The organism is Polyangium mundeleinium (assembly GCF_028369105.1).
GTDB classification, from domain to species: Bacteria; Myxococcota_A; Polyangia; order Polyangiales; family Polyangiaceae; genus Polyangium; species Polyangium mundeleinium.
Map to the genome: position 1 here is coordinate 5,379,604 of NZ_JAQNDO010000001.1, position 18,275 is coordinate 5,397,878.

Here is an 18,275-nt window from a genome sequence, read left to right on the forward strand (position 1 = left end):
GTCAATCGTCGAGGGACAGGCCGCTCGGGAGGCTGTCCGGGATCAGGTAGAGCTGATTCAACGTCGCCGGATCGGTCAGCGCCGACAGGAACGCCATCAGATCCGAGACCTCGGCGTCCGTGAGGCGCGCGCCTTCCACCTTGAGCAAGGGATCGAGCGACCCGAGCAGCAGCTTCCGCGTCTCCTCGCTGCTCTGGTAGGTGCCCCAGAGCTCGGGCTCGACCTGCTTGTCGTCGTACGCCTTCAAATACGCCTCGGGATCGAGGTGGTGCCGGACGGTGTCTTCGAGGTTTGCGTACGCGCCGTTGTGCATCCATGGCCCCTCGAGCTCGATGTTGCGGAGCGAGGGCGTCCGGAACTTGAACCGATCCTCTTCTTTGAGCGTGATCCGCCCGCGCCCGTAATCGAGCGGCGCCTCGTCGCCCTTGCCCGTGCCGACCTGCGGCGCCGCGATGTTGTGGAACCCGAAATCGGTCTGCAGCGCGCCGCTGTGGCACGATCCGCAGTTCGCGCGCCCGTAGAAGAGGAGCGCGCCGCGCTTCTGCGCGTCCGACAGCGCGCCGTGATTGCCTGCGAGATAACGATCGAACGGCGTATCGAGCGCCGTGAAGGCGTCGGTCATGAAGGCGGCCGTCGCCTCGGCCAGGTGCACCACGTTGATATCGGCCTCCGTCTTGCCCGGGAAGGCCGCGAGCAGCGCGTCCTTGTAAAATGGGACGGCCATCGCGCGCGCCACGACGAGCGGCCAGATCTTCGCGAAATCGTCGTTCGTGAGGTCGGCCATTTCGTTCGCGTTCCCCTTCACGTCGAGCTCGCCCGGGAAGCCGCGCATCTCCTCGTCCGGCGTGATCGGGATGATGAAGAAGGCCGCGAGCGCATTCGAAAAATCCTGCGGCGTCGCGTCGCCCGCGGGGGAGATGTACCCGTCCGTCGGATTGCCGCCGAGCCGGCCGTCCCAGAACATCGTGTCCCAGCCCTTGACGCCCCGGTTCCAGATCGAGAGCGTATTCCGGGCCAAAAACAGGCTCTTGTCCCCGTGCACCCGTTGCGGCCCGAGCCCCGTCGCGCCCTGGCCGCGGGATTGGCTTTGCCCGTCCGCGGATCCGAGCATGGGATGATGGCACGTGCTGCAGGCGATGTTCCGCCGGCCGCTCAGCTCTTTCTCGAAGAAGAGCAATTGGCCGAGCTCGACGAGCCCCGGATCCTGCGCCGCAGGTTTCTCCACGGGCTTCACGCCCTCGGCCTCGAGCAGCGCCGTGAGCTCTTGATCGAGGGCCGGCGCGATCGGCCCTGTGCCCTCGCCATTCTCCCCGCCACAAGCGCCGAGCAGCGCCACCGACGTCACCACACCCAAAAGCACCCGTGACGCACTCATGCGCCGTCGTCCGTTCTCCGCAGATAAGTTCATGCTCGTCCTCCTCACGCCTCGCGACCCTACGCCCCCCTCCAGGGCGCGACGGGCACAGCACGTACCAGCGTGTCCAAATCTGTAACCCCGCGATTTCGCTCGATCCCGCCGCGCGCCACCGCACCGACGGGTCGGTGTGCATCGAAATATCGTTGCGCGACACCGACCGGTCGGTGCCCGGACACCGAGGGGTCGTTGCGTGCGCCGGGACGGGTCGGATAGTCTCGGACCGTATGAACCTGGACGATTGGGTCACCGCGAGTACGCACGAGCTCGCGGACCTGGCGCAGCTCGCGGACGGGACGCCGGACGCGCTCGACGAGCTCTTGCAGCGGGGCCTCGAATGGCTCGGCCGCATTGCGCCTTACGATCTCGCGGTCGTCTTCGAGCTCGAAGGCCCCTTGCTCCGCGCGAAGGCCGGGCGCGGCTCGCTCTTCCGGCCCGAGGTCCGCGAGGTTCGGATTCACCTCGACCATTTCCCCTCCCTTCGGCTCGCCATCGAGGAGCGTCGCTGCCGTGTCTTCACGGAGGACGATCACGCCCACGGGGACGGGGATATCTTTGATGGATTCATGGATTTTCCGCACGGCCACGCGTGCATGATCGTGCCCCTCGTGACGGGCTCCGAGGTCTTCGGCGTCATGTCGATCGACCGCGCGCGGTGCGGCCATTATCCGAGCGCCGTCGTGGATCTCGCCGAGGTCTTCGGGCGCCTGCTCGCGCTCTCGATCCATTGCATCCGGCAAAACCAGAAGCTCGCCCGCGCGAGCCTCGAAAGCGAGGAGCGGGCCGCCGCGCTCGCGCGCCGCATCGGCGAGATCACCGAGGATGCCTCCGTGCTCGGCGACAGCGACAATGCCCAGGTGCGCGAGCTCGCGCGGCAGGCGGTCCTCGTCGCGGGGACGAGCTCGACCGTGCTCCTCATCGGCGAGACCGGCACCGGCAAGGAGCGGCTGGCGCGCTTCATTCACGAAAAAAGCCCGCGCGGCAAGCGCCCGTTCGTCCCCGTGAATTGCGCGGCCTTGCCCTCGGGGACCCTCGAAAGCGAGCTCTTCGGCCACGAGCGCGGGGCCTTCTCGGGCGCCTTGCGGGCCCGCCCCGGCCTCTTTCGCGCCGCGGACGGCGGGACGTTGTTCCTCGACGAGATCGGCGAGCTGCCGCTCGATCTCCAGGGCAAGCTGCTGCGCGCATTGCAGGAAGGCGAGGTCTTGCCCGTAGGCGCGGAGCAGCCGATTCGGGTCTCCGTGCGGGTCATTGCGGCGACCCACGTGGACCTCGAACAAGCCGTGGGCGCGGGCCAGTTCCGGGGGGATCTTTATTATCGGCTCTCGGTCTACCCGCTGCGCCTCGTGCCGTTGCGCGAGCGCATGGAAGACCTCGCCGCCATTTGCCGGGTCCTCCTGGAGGAGCTCTCCGCGCGGGTCGGGAAGGCGTCGCTCCGCCTCTCCGCGGGGGCCGAGGAGGCGCTGCGGCAGCACGATTACCCGGGCAACATTCGCGAGCTCTCGAATATCCTCGAACGCGGGGCCATCCGGGCCGCGGCGGGCACGATCGAGCGCGCGGACCTCGCGCTGTTCGGGCCGCCCGCCCGCAAACGGCCGGCCGCCGGGGAAGGCGGGGCCACGGAGGCGCTGGTATCGCTCGCCGAAAATGAGCGGCGCCACATCCAGCGGGTGCTCCGGGCGACGGGCGGTCGCATCTATGGGGAAGGGGGCGCCGCCGAGATCCTCGGCCTGCCCCCCACAACGCTCCAGAGCCGGATGAAGCGTCTCGGATTGCGGCGGGAGACAAATGCTTGACGGAGACGAAAAGGTGCTTGGCGGCGCCGGCGCTCCGCGGGCCTTCTTGTTTGGCGCGCGGCGCCGGTGATACCGTCGGCTCTATGGGGAAATGGATGGGGAAACGTTGGGGGGATGGGGTGGGGGTTTTTGCGGGGATGGCGCTCGCGGCGATGTCGATGGGGTGTTCCAGCACCACGGCCACGACTCCGCTCAAGCGACCGAGCGAACCGCTGATCACCGGGGAGCCGCAATGGCCGGAGGACGTGACGCGGCAAGCGGAGCGCACCGATCGCGTCTGTGGCCAGCGCCAGGCGCAGCTCCTCTATGATTACGAGGAAGCCAAGCAGGAGCAGCAGAAGTTCAAGACCATCATGGGCTCGATCACGGGCGGCGTCGGGACGGTGGGCGGCGCCGTCGGCGGCGTGGGGGCGTATGTGATCGATTCCCCCGACACGATCAAAACGGTGACAGGCATCACGGGCATCGTGACCGCGGGTCTCGGCGCGGTGGGCTCGGTCGTGACGCTCGTCATCTCGCCCGGCGAATCGAAGATGCACGGCGCGTCCGCGTCCTTCGCGTCCATCGAGCAAAAACGAGTGGCGGCGCGGACCGCCCTCACGCAGAAGGATCCGGGCGCGTGGTCGGAGGAAGAAAAGGCCGCGTGGGACAAGGCCGCCAAAGAGCTCGAAGCGGCGTGTAAATAGAGCCGGACACGGCTCCTTTGGAAGCCGCTGCGCCGGGGTTTCACCCCGGACCCCGACCAGGGGCTATCCGCCCCTGGACCCGGACCAGCCAGGGGCTGGACCCAAGCTCGATGAACTGCGCGATGCGCAGTTCATCGAACAGGCCCGGTCAAGACCGGCAACGACCCTGCCAACCAAGACAGCCGCGCTGTGGGTTCTGCTGGCAACCCGGCTTCTTCGTCGGCCTGTTTGAAAAACTGCGCGGAGCGCAGTTTTTCAACCCTGGGTCCAGCCCCTGGCTGGTCCGGGGTCGAGGGGGCGGACAGCCCCCCGCGGGGTCCGGGGCGGCGCCCCGGCGCGGCGGCTTTCGATGAGACGCAGGCTCACTCCTCGAAATCGAAGCTCGCCGTCACCTGCGTGGTCACCCGGATCTCCCCGGGCTCGACCGGGAAGTCGATCACGTTTTCCCCGCCTGCCCCCATCTCGGCGGCGGCGTACATGGCTTGCTGGGGTTCGAAAATTCCCACGACCTCCGTCGAGATCGTCCGGTGCCCGCGCAGCTCGACCTTCGCGGCGCCGGCCACGACCCTGGCGTTCGCCTCTGCATCGGCGACGGCCGCCGCGAGCGCCAGGCGGTGCGCCTCCCGCGGCTGGCTCAGGAAGAAATCGAGCCCGCCGACGACATTGGCACCCGCGCCGAGCGCCGCATCGAGGATGCGCGGGCCCTGGACACGCAGCGCCTCGAACCCGACGGCGCGCAGGGCGACCGAGAGGCTGCTCTCCGCCTGGTAGCCGATGATCCGCGGCTCCGTGGTTTCCCCGAGCCCCTCCGGCTGGCGCTCCGGAATGGGCGTCACCGTGATTTCCACGGTCCGCACCTGCAAATCCTGAATGCGGAGGCCCTCCAGCGCTTGAATGACGGACCGTGTATTCCTCCCGGCGACCGCGCGCGCCTCGGCCAGCGTCTCGGCGCGGGCCCGGATCGAGATGCTCGTGCGCAGCGAATCGGGCGCCACCATGACCTCCCCGAGCCCGGAGACGGTCACGGTATACGCGTCGGTGTCCTCCGTGTCGGCCGATTTCGAAGGCACCCCTGAAAACGCGGGCGTGGAGACCGCGGACATCATGCAGGTCGCGAGCAACGCAAAGAGTTTCGTTGTATTCGTCATCGATCCCTCCTTCTGCGTGGGGAATCTAAGGCGAACGGACGGGACCAGAAGGGGGGAGCCCTGGACGTGGAGAGATGCGCCCGCCCGGGCGAGCGGCTCAGAAGAGCGTGTAGATGAGCGGCGAGAGCACCGTGCCCGAGAGCGCGAGCACGAGCCCGAGGATCAGGAGGATCACGAGCACGGGGGAAAGCCAGAGCTTGCGGGTCTCGCGCAGGTAGGCGAAGGCGTCCCGCAGCGTGGACTGGCGCGCCGTCCGCGCGGCCTCCTCGAACGAGGGCGGCACGTGGCCGGGTTTGTCGTCGTTTTCCGGCGGAGAGGGAGGGGGCATGATCAATACAACCTCAGATAACGCCGCGGATCGCGGTGCGTGCGCTTGTCGGAGAGGTACGACGCCGCATTCCGGTCGAAGCGGAGGCCGAGCGGATCGCGGCCGAGGAGGGAGCGCGCGAGGGAGATCGGCGCGAAGATCACGAGGTAGATGGCGCCGAGCACGAGCGGGCTGATCACGGCGCCGAGCAGCGCGCCGAGCGCCATCCACGCGCGGTACATCCCGCGGCCGAGCCCGGGGATCTGGGTGCCCGCGAGGAGCGCCGCGCCCGCGAGAGCGCCCGCCACGAGATCTCCGGGGTCGCGGGAGCGTCGCCAGACCACCCCGCCGAAGACCACGCCGAGGGCGAGGAGCAAGAGCCCGAATTGAAGCAACGTCCGTCGCGAAGGATGGGCGTCCTCGGGGCGGAGCAGGCGATCGAGGAGAGACGCGGCGCGCTTCGCCGGGGCGCCCGACGCCGCAAGCGCTGCGAGCGCCGCGGGGGGCTGCTCGTCGCGCAGCAGCAAGAAGCGCTCGAGCACGAGGCCGTCGAGGTCTGTCCGCGCGAATCCGCGCAGCGCATCCTCCGGCGTACAGACGATCGGCTCGCCGCGCACGTTGAACGAGGTGTTGAGCAGCACCGGGCAGCCCGTGCGCGCGCGGAAGGCCTGGAGCAGGCGGGCATAAAGGCCATGGCGCGCCTCGTCGACGGTCTGGATGCGCGCCGAGCCGTCGACGTGCGTGGTGGCTGGCAGGGCAGGCGCGGCCTCCTTTCGCACGGGCACCACGTGCGTCATGTACGGCAGCTCTTCCCCGGGCGCGATGTCGAAGAATCGGAGCGCGTCCTCGTGGAGCACCGAGGGCGCGAAAGGACGGAACCCCTCCCGGAACTTGATCTTCCGGTTGATCGTGTCCTTCATGCCGGCGACACGCGGGTCGGCCAGGATGGAGCGGCTGCCGAGCGCGCGGGGGCCGAACTCCATCCTCCCCTGGAAGAAGCCGAGGACCCGCCCCTCGGAGAGCACCTCGGCCGCGCGCGTGACGAGCGCCTCCTCGTCGAGCTCGTGCGCGCGGAGCCCCGACCCCGCGAGCGTCTTTCCGATCGAGGCCGCGTCGTGGGCCGGGCCGAGCAACGAGGCGCGCTGCGTGTCCCCTGCGCGCGCCTCGCGCGGCTTGCCGAGGAGGTGGTGCCAGACGAAGAGCGCGACGCCTGCGGCGCTCCCTGCGTCGCCCGCGGCGGGCTGCACCCAGACCCGCTCGAAGGGACCTTCCCGCCGGATGCGCCCCACGGCCACCGAATTCAATGCACAGCCGCCGCCCAGGCAGAGCTGTTTCGCGCCTGTCTTCTCGGCGACCGTGCGCGCGAGGCGCAAGAGGATGTCCTCGGTGACGCGCTGGATCGAGGCGGCGACGTCCTTGTGCACCTGCTCGATCGGCGCGCCGGGCGCGCGGGCCGGGGCCCCGAAGAGGCGCTCGAACGCGGGCGAGATCATGGTCAACCCGCCGAGCCAATCGAAAAAACGCATCTCGAGGCGGAACGACCCGTCCGGCTTGAGATCGATCATTCGCTCGCGGATGAGCGCCTCGTAGCGGGGCTCGCCATAAGGGGCGAGCCCCATCAACATGTACTCGCCCGTGTTCACCTCGAAGCCTGCCCACTGGGTGAATGCGGAGTAGAGCAGGCCGAGGGAATGCGGGAAGCGGAGCTCGTGGGAGAGCTCGATCCGGTTGTTTCGGCCGAGCCCGAGGGTCGTCGTGGACCATTCGCCCACGCCATCCACCGTGAGGATCGCGGCCTCCTCGAAGGGAGAGGGGAAAAACGCAGCGGCGGCGTGGGCCTCGTGGTGGTCGGTGAACACGAAGGCGCGCCGGTAGCGGCCGTCGAGGCCGCGGGCGAGCTCGCGGGGCAAGAAGAGCTTGCGTTCGAGCCAGGTGGGCAGGCCACGCCGAAACTGGGGGAAGGTGAACGGGGCGCACGAGAGGTGCGTTTCGAGGATTCGATCCAGCTTGAGGAGCGGCTTCTCGTAGAACGCCACGTGATCGAGGTCCTCGATTTCGATGCCTGCCTCGGCGAGGCAGGCGGAGACGGCCTTCCGGGGGAACGCGTCGTCGTTCTTCAGGCGCGAGAACCGCTCTTCCTGGGCCGCGGCGACGATCTCGCCGTCGATGACGAGGGCCGCCGCGGCGTCGTGATAAAAGGCCGAAAGGCCCAGGATCCGCGTGCTCACGGCGTCGCCTGCCCGAGGAGCGGCGCGACGAGATCGGCGAGCCTGTGCGCCATTCGATCGTGCCCTGCGGCGTTCGGGTGGGTGATGTCGAGGGCGTCCTGGGGCTTGAGGAACGCCCGGTGATCTTCTCCCTGGAATGCGTCGACCACGCGCCCGGCCGAGAAGCCTTGCTCGCGCGCCGCCGCGACGACCTTGTCGTAGACGGAGAGGCAGCTCGGATCGTCGAAGGGCTCCACCAGCGGCAGGGGCGCGACGAGGACCTGGAAGTGGTGCTTGTCGGCGAGCAAGCGCAGGCGCGAGAGCGACGCGCGCACGACGAGGTCGAACGTGTATCCCGCGTGCATCTCCTCGAAGAGGGGGCATTTTCGGCGGTACATCACGTTGGCGAGGTGAAACGCGAAGAAGCTGTTCCCGATGCGCCGGTAGCCGCCATTTTGCAGGAAGGGGTCGTTCAGCACGTACGCGAGCACAACGACGTCGGGCTCGTACCGCAGGCCGACGTTTTCGAGGAGCCGCACCTCCTGCACGGTGTTGTATCCCTCGCAGGAGACGTTGAGGACCTCGACCTTTTGCCCCGCGGGCGCCTTCTGCGCGAGGAGCGCTTCGAGCTGCCGCGGGAAACGACGGCGAAAGGGGATGGACGGGTCATTGGGGACCGAGTCTCCGAGCACCACCACGCGGAGCACGGAAGGAGGCTTGGGGACGACGTGCGGCACGTCCCATAACCCATCCTCGGTGACCACGATTCGTTCTCCCTCGGATTCTTCGATCGCGTAGCCGGGCCGGTACGTATAACGCAGCAGGCCGTCGCTCGATGGAGCGATATGCCGGTTGTTCACGTCCGCCGCCGAGAGCCGCCATTCCATGGCAAGGATCACGAGCGGCGCGGCGATCGCCAGCGTGACGAGCCCGCGGCGGACCTGGGGCCAGCGGACGAACCCGGCGAGGATGAAAAGGAGCGCCGCGCCCGCGACGAGGAAATGGAACGGGTCCGGCATGAAGAAGTCCGGATCCGCGGCGTGGATGGCCCAGGCCTCGACCAGCGTAAAGCTACAGAGCAGCAGGATCACGGACGCCGGAGAGGCCTGAAAGCGCTGCGGTCTTGGGTCGTCGTTTTTCTGGACAGCCCCGGCGGAGCCGCGCCGCTTTTGCCAGAGCGCGCCCCCGACGAGCCCGAGCGCCGCGGCGGCGAGGCCGGTGGCGAGCAACGAGGGCCACGGGAGCCCAGCGCGTCCCGGGCCCTCGGAGGGTCGCATTTCGGGAGGCGGCGCCGGCGCGGGCGGTTGTTCGGGGGCGGCGAGCGCGGGGGACACGAGGAACGTCGCGTCCCGCGCGAGGCACGCGGCAAGGGCATCGAGCGCGCGCTGACGCGGCTCCGGCTCCGCGCGCCAGTCGGGGAACTGGCCCAGCGGGGACAGTCCCGCCTGACCGACGCGCCGAAAGGAGCTGCTCCCGTCCCGCGCGACGTCGACCCGGAGCGCAGCTTCCCCCCTGGCCTCCACGATCACCCGGTTGGAAAAACACTCCAATGCCGCGAGCTCGATGTGCTCGGCGTCGGCGCAGGCGGCGATCCAGGCCCCCACGGGCGGAGCGCACGCCCCCCGCGCCGCACCCCCCGTCTCCACGGCGCCCGCCACGCGCGGGAGGAGCAGGACGGCGAAACACGGGACCAAAAAACGGATCATGGGGTGCTTGGCGGGGCAGACTAGCACAGCAGGCCGGGGTGACCTTCGCTTGAAGATCGAGTCAATCGGTCGACGCGAGGGGCTCCATCCCCCGCGCCCCGAGCGCCACGAGGTAACTGGAGGGTACGCCCGAGCAACGGCCGCGCGCGGCGCACGTCCCGCAGCCCGCTCCGAACCTCGCTCCTTCGCGCCCTTTCATTCGATGGGCCGGGGCGATCTTCCGGCGGAGCTGTGCGGGCGCCGCGCACGGGGGGACTCCGACGACCGAATGGATGGCATCAAGCGCCTCGCGCGGGGCCCGATCGAGGGCGCGGCGGAGCTCGTCGAGCGGCGCGAGCACGTCGAATGCCGGGCCCATGGCCTCGTCCGGGATGAACGCCTGGAGCGATACCGAGAGCTGTCGCGCAGACAGGAACGACAAGGTCTCGGGCAGCGTGCGGAGCGCGCGCCGGCTGAGCACCACCGTGAGCAGGACGGGGACCCGCGCGGCCTTCAGGTTGTCGAGCGCCGCGATGAGCTCCGCGTGGGCGCCCGGGGCGCCGACCATGGCGTCGTGCTCCGCCGCATCACTCGATTGCAGGGTGGTCGCGATCCATTCGAGCCCAGGCAAGGCCGCGACGCGGCGCGTGAGCTCGGGCGAGGAGAAGCCGAGCGAGGGCCCCTGGAGCCGGAGGCGCGCGTCCGGGCGGCGCTCGAGTGCGGCGAGGATCTCCGGGCGGCGCGGGTGGCGTGTCCAGTCATGCCCCGTGATCGTGAGCGGGACCTTCGGCTCCAGGTCCACGAGCGCGTCGACGAGCGCCGCGAGCGCGCCGGAGCCGACGAGGTCGAGGCCGAGCTCCTGCGAGCGTTGGAGCAGCGACGCGAGGTGCCGGCTGGGAAACCGGCCCCTGCGCCGAGGCTCCTCGCAGAACTCGCAAGCCTGGGCGCAGGGATTCTCGAAATAAAGCTGCACCTCGTCGAGGGAGCCCGAGCGCCGGATCTCCTCGTCGAGCACAGCCCGAACGGAGCCGGCCACGGTCCTGTGGAACGGCCATGCCGCGGCGACCCGGAGCGCGAGCTGCTTTTCGCGGAAGAACACGAAGCCGCTCACGGCACGACCCTGGGCCTCCGGGGATCGAGCCGGAAGGTGAGCACCTCGAAGGAGGACCCTTGCGTGATCCCCTCGGGGGGAGGCGCGCCGAGGGGCTCTTCGACGCTGAACGAGCGTGCCCGATCGTCGCTCCCGCGGCGCACGGTCCCGCGAAAAAACAGGAATCGACCGTCGGACCAGAGCACGACGTGCGCGGTGTCGCCCTCGCGCAGGCGCGCCGCGAGCGAGGGCGCCGCCGCGCGGAAGGCCGCGGCGAACGCGCGGGCCAGGGCAGCGTCGGCCCAGCGCGGCGCGAGCAGCCTGGGCAGCGACGAGCGCAGGATCGAGGGGTTGACCTCCGCGCTCGTCTCCGGGGCGCGCGCCTCTTCTTCGAGGCGGGGCGCGCCGCCGCGGCAGCGGCCCAGGAACGAATAGATCTCGGTTTTGGTCGCGAAATGGCGGCGGAGCCCGAGCATGGCCGACGGGGAAAACCCCCCGAGCCCGTGGAGCGAAGCGCGTCCTTCGAGCCAGGCGCTCTGCAGCATGATCTCGCTCTCTTCGAGCATCGGCGCGCGCTCCTCCCAGGTGAGGCCGTCCATCTCATCGTACATGAGCGAATCGGGCGACTTGCGGAACCGCGTTTCCCCTTCGAGCGAGCGTGGACCCCGGACGCGGACGCCGTACCGCTCCGGCTTTCTGCCGATCGGCGAGTCGGCCGTGAGGTAGAAGGAAGAGGGCGCGAGATCGTCGATGGCGAAGGCGTTCTGCCGGACCCAGTCGCACGTCTCCTCGAGCTCCGCGCGCGTCTCGCCGGGGAAGCAGGAGAGCACGTTCACGCGGACCATGATCTCGTGGTGGTGCGCATCGAGGATCATCTGTGTCGCCTGCTCGGGTCGGTGCCCTTTGACCATGGCCTTCAGCACCCGCGCCGAGGCCGACTCCACGCCGATCGTCAGGCCCGCGCAGCCCGCGCGCGCCATGAGCTCGAGATCCCCCGGCTCCGAGGGGCGCACGCGGTACGAGTCGGACCAGCGCAGATCGAGGCGCGCCGCGAGCAGGGCGCGCGAGAGATCCGCCGCGAGCAGGTTTACCTGCGTGTCGAAGAAAAGAAACTCGCGCGTCTGCCAGCGCTCCGCGAGCTCCGCGAGCTCCCGCACCACCAGGTCGATCGGCTTGTGCTCCTGCGTGCCGCCCGTTTGGCAGAAGGCGCAGGAGAACTGGCATTCGAATGTGAAGAAATACGGCAGGACGAGCGACGCGCCGATCTCGCCGCGATAAGCCGGGTAGGCATCTTCATCGGCGCGGACGACGTCGCGGCGGTAAAGGTCGAGATCGTAAATCGAGAAATCGGGCGCGGGCCAGTCCGCGGCGGAGGGGGCCTTGCGCATGCCGCCCCGCACGAGCTGGACCATCTCCGTGTTTGGTTCGACGGGACCTCCGCGCCGGTGCTCCGGGAGGTCCAGCAGCGCGGCGAAGGCGCGGCGGATCTGCGCGGGCGTGCTGGCATTCGTGACGATGTCGGCGCCGATCGCGCCGCTCCTTTCGAGGAGGCCGCGGAGGTGCTCGACGGCGACGCCGCCCACGATGATCCGCTTTCCCCAGCGGCGCTTCATCTCGCACGTGAGGACCGCGACGAAGGGCACCTGGCTGCCGCGGTCAATGGAGACCGCGACGAGGTCCGCACCCCGGCCGGGCTCGTCGAGGCGCTCGAAGATCCGGTCCATCACGGCGTCGATGCGCGCGTCGCGTTCGCCCGCGAGGTGCCGCTCGACGAGCGCCGGCGCCACGAGCGGCGCGACCTCGAGGTCGAGCGGCGCCTTGAAGAGATCGAGGGCGAGATCCACCGCGCGCCCCGTGAGCCCGAGCGAGCGGATGCTCGCCGCGACGACCGCGGGACCAAGCGGCGGAAAACGATAAACAAGGTGCGCCGTCGGGGCCGAGAAGTCCGGCGGAAGCACAAAGAGCACGTCGCGCGGGCGAGGTACGCTGGCGGTCAAGCTGGTGTCCCGGCGCGAACGTACCACTTATCTCGGAGGCGCGGAGCTGGGGCTTTGCCCCAGGCCCCAGCAGGGGCTGTCCGCCCCTGCACCCGGACCAGCCAGGGGCTGGACCCAAGCTCGATGAACTGCGCGATGCGCAGTTCATCGAACAGGCCCGGTTCAAGACCGGCGACGACCCTGCCAACCGAGACAGCCGCGCTGCTGGTTCGGATGGCAACCCGGCTTCTTCGTCGGCCTGTTTGAAAAACTGCGCGGAGCGCAGTTTTTCAACCCTGGGTCCAGCCCCTGGCTGGTCCCGGGTCGAGGGGGCGGACAGCCCCCCGCGGGGTCCGGGGCAGCGCCCCGGCGCCCCGGCATGAGCGCGCGCTACCGCGGCACCCGCGGCCAGAGCTCGCAGTCGGCGAGGTCCCCTGGCTGCAGGTGTGGCGCTACGGCGCCGAGCAGCCGCTCGCGTGTTGGGTTCGTCGGTAGGGCTACGCGCTGCCCGTCGGGGAAATAGTGCAGCACGATCACCTCGCGTAGCGTTTCGGTGCGGTTCTCGTTTGCGCCGTGCACCAACCACCCGTCGTGGAACGAGAGGTCTCCCGGGCGCATCGGCCCGGTGTCTACACAGGCGAGCTTTTGCTCGCGCACGAAGGCGCCGAGGTCGCGGTCGGTGTCGTCGGAGATGTCATACGGCCCGAGCTCGCCTGCTTCGTGCGAGCCGCGCGCGAAGAACATCGTGCCCATCTCCGCGCTGACCTCGCAGAGCGGGATCCAGAGCGTGATGCCCGTGTTGGGCTTGAACGGGCATGCCGAGAGGTCCTGGTGCCAGGGCGTGTGCCCTGCGCCGGGCTCCTTGTAGAGGATCTCGTCGCAGAACAGCCGTAGCGCGGGGACGCCCATCAGCCGCGCCGCCAGGTCTGCGAGCCCTGGGTCGAATACCAGCTCGCGCACGCGCGGGTCGAACGCCCACGCGTTGAACACCTGGATGAACGCTTTGGCGTACGTGTCGCGCAGGGGCGCGGGTGGGCGCGGCTCGGCGTGGCGCGCGACCACCTCGCGCACGGCGTCGCGGAACGCCGTGATCTTCGCAGCCGGCACCACGTCGCGCAGCACGAGGTAGCCGTCGCTTCGGTAACGCGTGATCTCCTCGGGCGAGACGTCGCGCGTGGGAACGAGTCCTGGTTCGCTCATGGTGCGACCGGGAGCTTGACGCGCTCGCCTGCGCCCAGCACGTCGCGCGCGGGCTCGACGAGGGGATCGGTCACGGCGACGAGCTCGCGCAGCGTCTCCGCGTCGGGGGCGCCGCCACGCCGCGTGTAGCTGAACGCGATGCCGCGTACGCGGCGGAACGCTTGGGGCGTCACGGAGGAGACCGCGGCCTCGATCCCCAGCGGCTGCCCGCGCACCTCGACCTCGAGCAGGAGCCGCGCGTGGTCGTGCCGCACCGAGCGCACCGTCCACGCCCCGTGCGTTGCCTGCCCGACCATCCTCTGTACGCGCTCGAGCATCTCCGCGCCGAGCTCGATCCCTGCGGGAGAGACGTCTCCGCGCGCCCGGTTTCGGTCGTCGCGTCGGGTCGGCGGCATGGTCCAGAGGTTCTCCAGCACGTCGCCCCCGCGCTGCCGCGCGACTTCGGCGACGTACTCGCGTGTGCGTAGGAGGTCCTCGGCGGTCCACCCCCGGCACGAGCGCACCATGAGGGTCACGGGGTCGAAGTCGATCGCGTTCTGCTCGACGTCGCGCACCATGAGCGCGTCGGGGAGCACCAGGCAGTGGAAGACCCGCAGGCGGCACCCGAGCTCGAGGGCCCTCTCGAACGACACGCGGAAGCTCGCTGGCGAGTCGCCCGGCAGCCCGAGGATGAGCTCGGTCTCGACCTCGGCGATCTCGCCCAGCGTCTCGACCATGCGCGCGAAGCGCGACTCGCGGAACGCCCGCCCTGCGCTCGCCAGCGCCTCGGGGTTGAACGACTGGATCCCGATGTCGAGCTGCGGCCGCTCGATCGACGCGAGGAACGTCATGTGCTCGTCCTTGAGCTGCGTGGGGTACACGGCGGCGTGCAGCCGCCGCGTGCGGAGAAATCCTGTCTCGCGCTCGGCTTCGGCGAGGCTCCTGAAGCCGCGCGAGTTCAGGTTCAACCCTGCGTCGGCGAGGTGCACGTTCGGCGCGCCGAGCTCCGCCAGCGCGCGGAAATCCGCGGCGACGTAGGCCGCGCTGAACACCCGGTCGGGCACGTCGCTCTTGCCCCACTGGCAGAACGAGCACGACATCGGGCAGCCCCGGTAGGTCTCGATCGCCCCGGTGCGCCCGGCCGGGATCATCCCGAGCTGCGTGGGGGAGGGGAGGTCGTCGAGGGCGCGCTTCGGGGGCTCGGCCGTCTCGTGCCACGCGCCGCGCGCGTGGAGCGCGAGCCCCGGCACCGTCGCGAGCGATGCGGCGTCGAGCGAGGGCAGCGCGGCGAGGGCCGCGAACGTCCACTCGCCCTCGTTCAAGACCAGCGCGTCGAGCAGCCCCGCGTGCGCGCGGAACTGCGGCAGGTCGAACATTTGGGACCGCGCCGACGGGCCGCCGAACACGATCGTGCACGCGGGGCGAAGGGCGCGCACCCGCTCGGCAACGCGCAAGAAGAGCGAGAACGACCAGACGTACGCCGCGAAGCCCACGATATCCGGCTCGACGGAGAGCACCCAGTCGACCCATGCGTCCACGTCCATCGAGGGCGATTCGCGGAAGTGCACTTCGGCGTGTTTTCCCGCGGGTGAGTTCACCAGCGTCGCCCAGACGCGCCGGGCGCCGAAGCTGAAGGGCGTGAATCTGCCCTGGAGGATCACCTCGTTCGCCGCGATGGCGATGACGCGCCGCCGAGCCATGGATGCCGCGATGCTAGCAGGTCACGGCTCGACTGTGCATCCACGACCGACGCTCCTCGGTCGCAGGAAGGGCGTATTTGTCATCGATCCCTGGTGAAGCGAATGGCGAACGGACGCGACCCGAAGGGGGACGCAGGGATGTTTCGAGGCCGCCTGCGTGGCCGGCGCGGCGTAGGTTCGCCGGAGCGCGTCGATCAGGTAGGGGCCGTCGGTCGTGCGATCGACGGTCTCGTAGAATGACTTGCCGACATTCAAGACTGCCTCGGCGGCGAACCCCAAGAGTGCGCGACGACGCCGGAAACGGCTTCTACCTTTTCTTCTTTTTCTTCTCCGGCGGCGGCCTGGTTTTCGTGGGGTCTTCCAGCAGCCAAGGCGCGCGCCGGTCGATGGGCTTCGGAGCGCCGGGCGGCAATGGTTTTTCCCCGGCCCGTTTGACCTCGAACGAGGTGCTCACGACGTCTTCACCTCGAAGGTGGCGCGCGCGTCCTTGACCACGGAAGCACGCACAGCCGAGGCGACGGACCGCGCGACGAGGCCGGCCGCAGGGATGTCGATCCCCTTTTCTTTGTCCTGGGTGTGCAATGTGCCGGTGAGAACGTGGGTCGCGGCCTCACGATCGACGGGAGCCGCTTCAATCGTGGTGGCCGCGGGTTTGCTCGCGGGGGGCGCAGCGACGACGCCGGGAACGGACCAGATGGGCGTACCGAGGCCGGGGAGGCCGGAGCCAGGATCCGCGGGCGGAGGGCCACCGTAGTCGTCCCCGGCGGCCGGGGGAGCGGGAGCGGATTCGGGAGCAGGAGCGGATTCGGCAACCGAAATCTGATTGTGTACTGCTGTGGAGGGAGGTCACTTTGGGCCTGCCTGGGAAACGCGTTGAAAACCGATTGCGTCAACTCGAAGGGGACGGGTCACAAAAGACTTGACAACTGCGGACCCGTTTGGATGTACTGTCCCCTACGGCGATACCCGTTAGGAAGCTCAAGCTTTCATTACAATCGAGGGAACGCGCCCCATGGCCACTTTTCCCAAAGGCCCTACCAACAACTTCCTGGTGAACGTGCAGGGGATCATGGACCCGATCGGCTACACGCTGCGCCTGCGCGAGCGTTATGGCGATCCGATGTCGCTCCCGAAGATGGACGGCAAACCGGGGCTGGCCACTGGCAGTGTGGAGGGGCTGCGCTCCGTGTTCGCGGTGCCGCCGGAGGCCCTTGACCAGATGCTGGCCAAGAACTTCAGCGCGTTGTTCGGGGAGTCGTCGCTGTTCGTGCTCTCGGGTGCGCGGCACACGGCTATGCGCAAGCTGCTCATGCCGCCGTTTCATGGGCAGCGCATGCGCCTGTATGGGAAGCAGATCTGCGACCTCGCCCTGCAGCACTCCCGGGACTTCAAGCCGGGTCAGCAGCTCGTGGCGCAGGACCTCATGCACACGATCTCGCTGCAGACGATCATCCACATCGTGTTCGGAGTCACTGCGCCGGAGGAAGCGGCGCGCCTCGAGAAGCTGCTCGAGTCGCTGCGCAAGAGCTTGTCCTTGGGCCTGACCGTCACCCTCGTGATTCCCTGGCTGCGCCGGGAGTTTGGGGGGTTCGGCCCGTGGGCGCACTGGCAGCGCGTGACCCAGGACCTGCGAAGCTTCCTCGATCCGGAGCTAGCCCGCCGCCGAGCCGACCCTGCCGAGCGCACCGATATCCTGAGTTTGCTCCTGAAAGCCCGCCAGGAAGACGGGACGGAGCTCAACGACCAGCAGATCTTCGAGCAGCTACATACGCTGCTCTTCGCGGGGCACAGCACGACGGCGGGCGCGCTCTCCTGGGCGCTCTCTTTTCTCGGACACGCGCCAGCCGTCTTGCGCCGGCTGCAGGACGAGCTGACGGCGCTGGGCGCGGATCCGGAGCCCGAGGCGCTGGCCAAGGCGCCATATCTGGAAGCGGTGTGCAACGAGACGCTGCGCCTGCGCCCGCCGAGCCCGGGGGTGGGGCGCAAGCTGAATACGCCCATGCGAATCGCGGGCTACGATTTGCCGGCCGGAGCAGGCGTGTTCGCGCAAATCATCTGGGCCCACCACGATCCCGCGGTATTTCCGGAGTCGGAAGTGTTTCGTCCCGAGCGATTCCTGGAGCGAACCTATTCCCCCTTCGAATTCCTGCCGTTTGGCGGCGGGAATCGGCGCTGCATCGGGGCCGCCTTTGCGCTGTACGAGATGAAGCTCGTCCTGGGCACGCTGCTGCGGCGCTACAGCTTCGAGCTCGTGTCAAGAAGCCAGTGCGGGTGGGGCTGCAGGGTCTGCCCGGCGCTCCGGTGCGCGTGATCGTCCGTTGATTCCTGCCCAGCGATAACGACCCGCCCATTGTGGCGCTCAGCCACATCTGAGGCGGGCGGAAGCGGCGGCGGAGGCGGAAGCGGGAGCGGGGGCGGTAACGGGAGCGGATTCGGGAGCGGGAGCGGATTCGGGAGCGGGCGCAGACGCGGCCGCGGGGACGCGTGCGATGGCGGCAGCGCGTGGGGGCGTGGGGGCGGAGGCGGGCGCCGTCGTGGGCGTGGGCGTGGGCGCGGGCGCCGCGGGCTCGATATCGATCGTCGTATCCGCCTCGACGGATGGCGGTGGCGGAGGCGGAGCGGGGGGCGCAAGCGGCGATTCGCGGGGCGACAGCCTCCAAAGCAGGAGGTGCGCGAGGAGCGCGATGGCGATCGCCGAAGTCTCACGACGTCGATCGTTCTCCATGGTCAGCGCCTAGCATTGGCCTTCGGGCGGTGCGGTCGGCCCAACCTTGCGAGAAGCTATCGCGCTGATCCTCGGTTTCCCTTCCATCGCGGTCTCCATCGCTCCAAACGTCCCAACCCCCACACCGTCACGCGAGGGTCTCCAAACGTCTCAACCGCCACGCGTCACCGTCACGCGAGGGTCTCCAAACGTCTCAACCGCCACGCGTCACCGTCACGCGAGGGTCTCCAAACGTCCCAACGCCTACGCGTCACCGTCTCTCGAGGGTCTCCAAACGTTCCAACCCCCCCACGTCATCGTTGCTCGTCGGCGTCCGAACATTCAAACACCCGCGCGTCACCGTCACCCGCGTCCCCTTGAACGTT

At 69.2% G+C, this 18,275-nt stretch carries 14 protein-coding genes; 3 read left to right on the top strand and 11 right to left on the bottom strand.

All coding sequences use genetic code 11. From position 1 onward, the window contains the following. Position 1: 1 nt before the first annotated feature. The gene (locus tag POL67_RS21510) at positions 2-1,375 is read right to left on the bottom strand and encodes a cytochrome-c peroxidase (protein ID WP_271919928.1); all 1,374 of its coding nucleotides are present in this window, start codon (positions 1,373-1,375) and stop codon (positions 2-4) included. Between the two features lie 266 nt (positions 1,376-1,641). Between POL67_RS21510 and POL67_RS21515 the strand changes: the two genes are divergently transcribed. Both POL67_RS21515 and POL67_RS21520 read left to right on the top strand, forming a co-directional pair. Further along, a complete protein-coding gene (locus POL67_RS21515; protein WP_271919930.1) occupies positions 1,642-3,207 on the top strand; it encodes a sigma 54-interacting transcriptional regulator in 1,566 nt (521 codons plus the stop codon). A gap of 95 nt (positions 3,208-3,302) precedes the next feature. After that, positions 3,303-3,893 carry a hypothetical protein gene (locus tag POL67_RS21520; protein ID WP_271919932.1) on the top strand — a complete coding sequence of 197 codons (591 nt, stop codon included), beginning with the start codon at positions 3,303-3,305 and terminating at the stop codon, positions 3,891-3,893. Between the two features lie 362 nt (positions 3,894-4,255). On the opposite strand, the gene POL67_RS21525 is transcribed toward POL67_RS21520, so the two are convergent. From POL67_RS21525 to POL67_RS21570, 10 genes are all read right to left on the bottom strand, one after another. Next, on the bottom strand, positions 4,256-5,041 hold the full coding sequence (locus POL67_RS21525; RefSeq protein ID WP_271919934.1) for an SIMPL domain-containing protein: 786 nt from the start codon (positions 5,039-5,041) through the stop codon (positions 4,256-4,258). Between the two features lie 97 nt (positions 5,042-5,138). Next, the gene (locus POL67_RS21530) at positions 5,139-5,369 is read right to left on the bottom strand and encodes a DUF5989 family protein (protein WP_271919936.1); all 231 of its coding nucleotides are present in this window, start codon (positions 5,367-5,369) and stop codon (positions 5,139-5,141) included. Between the two features lie 2 nt (positions 5,370-5,371). Then, positions 5,372-7,576, bottom strand: a complete 2,205-nt coding sequence (locus POL67_RS21535; RefSeq protein ID WP_271919938.1) for an SxtJ family membrane protein — start codon at positions 7,574-7,576, stop codon at positions 5,372-5,374. Continuing rightward, positions 7,573-9,261: an SGNH/GDSL hydrolase family protein gene (locus POL67_RS21540; protein ID WP_271919939.1), complete on the bottom strand. Its 1,689-nt coding sequence runs from the start codon at positions 9,259-9,261 to the stop codon at positions 7,573-7,575. Before POL67_RS21540 ends, POL67_RS21535 begins: the two co-directional genes overlap by 4 nt. 61 nt (positions 9,262-9,322) lie before the next feature. Continuing rightward, the gene (locus tag POL67_RS21545; RefSeq protein ID WP_271919941.1) at positions 9,323-10,351 is read right to left on the bottom strand and encodes a hypothetical protein; all 1,029 of its coding nucleotides are present in this window, start codon (positions 10,349-10,351) and stop codon (positions 9,323-9,325) included. Then, the gene (locus tag POL67_RS21550; RefSeq protein ID WP_271919942.1) at positions 10,348-12,297 is read right to left on the bottom strand and encodes a B12-binding domain-containing radical SAM protein; all 1,950 of its coding nucleotides are present in this window, start codon (positions 12,295-12,297) and stop codon (positions 10,348-10,350) included. The genes POL67_RS21545 and POL67_RS21550 overlap by 4 nt, the downstream gene beginning before the upstream one ends. A 399-nt stretch (positions 12,298-12,696) precedes the next feature. Beyond that, positions 12,697-13,506: a phytanoyl-CoA dioxygenase family protein gene (locus POL67_RS21555; protein WP_271919944.1), complete on the bottom strand. Its 810-nt coding sequence runs from the start codon at positions 13,504-13,506 to the stop codon at positions 12,697-12,699. Then, complete coding sequence (locus POL67_RS21560) at positions 13,503-15,185, bottom strand: B12-binding domain-containing radical SAM protein (RefSeq protein WP_271919946.1); 1,683 nt, start codon at positions 15,183-15,185, stop codon at positions 13,503-13,505. The genes POL67_RS21555 and POL67_RS21560 overlap by 4 nt, the downstream gene beginning before the upstream one ends. A 307-nt stretch (positions 15,186-15,492) precedes the next feature. Next, complete coding sequence (locus POL67_RS21565; protein ID WP_271919948.1) at positions 15,493-15,639, bottom strand: hypothetical protein; 147 nt, start codon at positions 15,637-15,639, stop codon at positions 15,493-15,495. Beyond that, positions 15,636-15,767, bottom strand: coding sequence for a hypothetical protein (locus POL67_RS21570; RefSeq protein WP_271919950.1), 132 nt, complete (start codon positions 15,765-15,767; stop codon positions 15,636-15,638). Before POL67_RS21570 ends, POL67_RS21565 begins: the two co-directional genes overlap by 4 nt. Before the next feature lie 430 nt (positions 15,768-16,197). On the opposite strand from POL67_RS21570, the gene POL67_RS21575 reads away from it, so the two are divergent. Next, complete coding sequence (locus POL67_RS21575) at positions 16,198-17,496, top strand: cytochrome P450 (RefSeq protein ID WP_271919952.1); 1,299 nt, start codon at positions 16,198-16,200, stop codon at positions 17,494-17,496. The last annotated feature ends 779 nt before the right edge of the window (positions 17,497-18,275 follow it).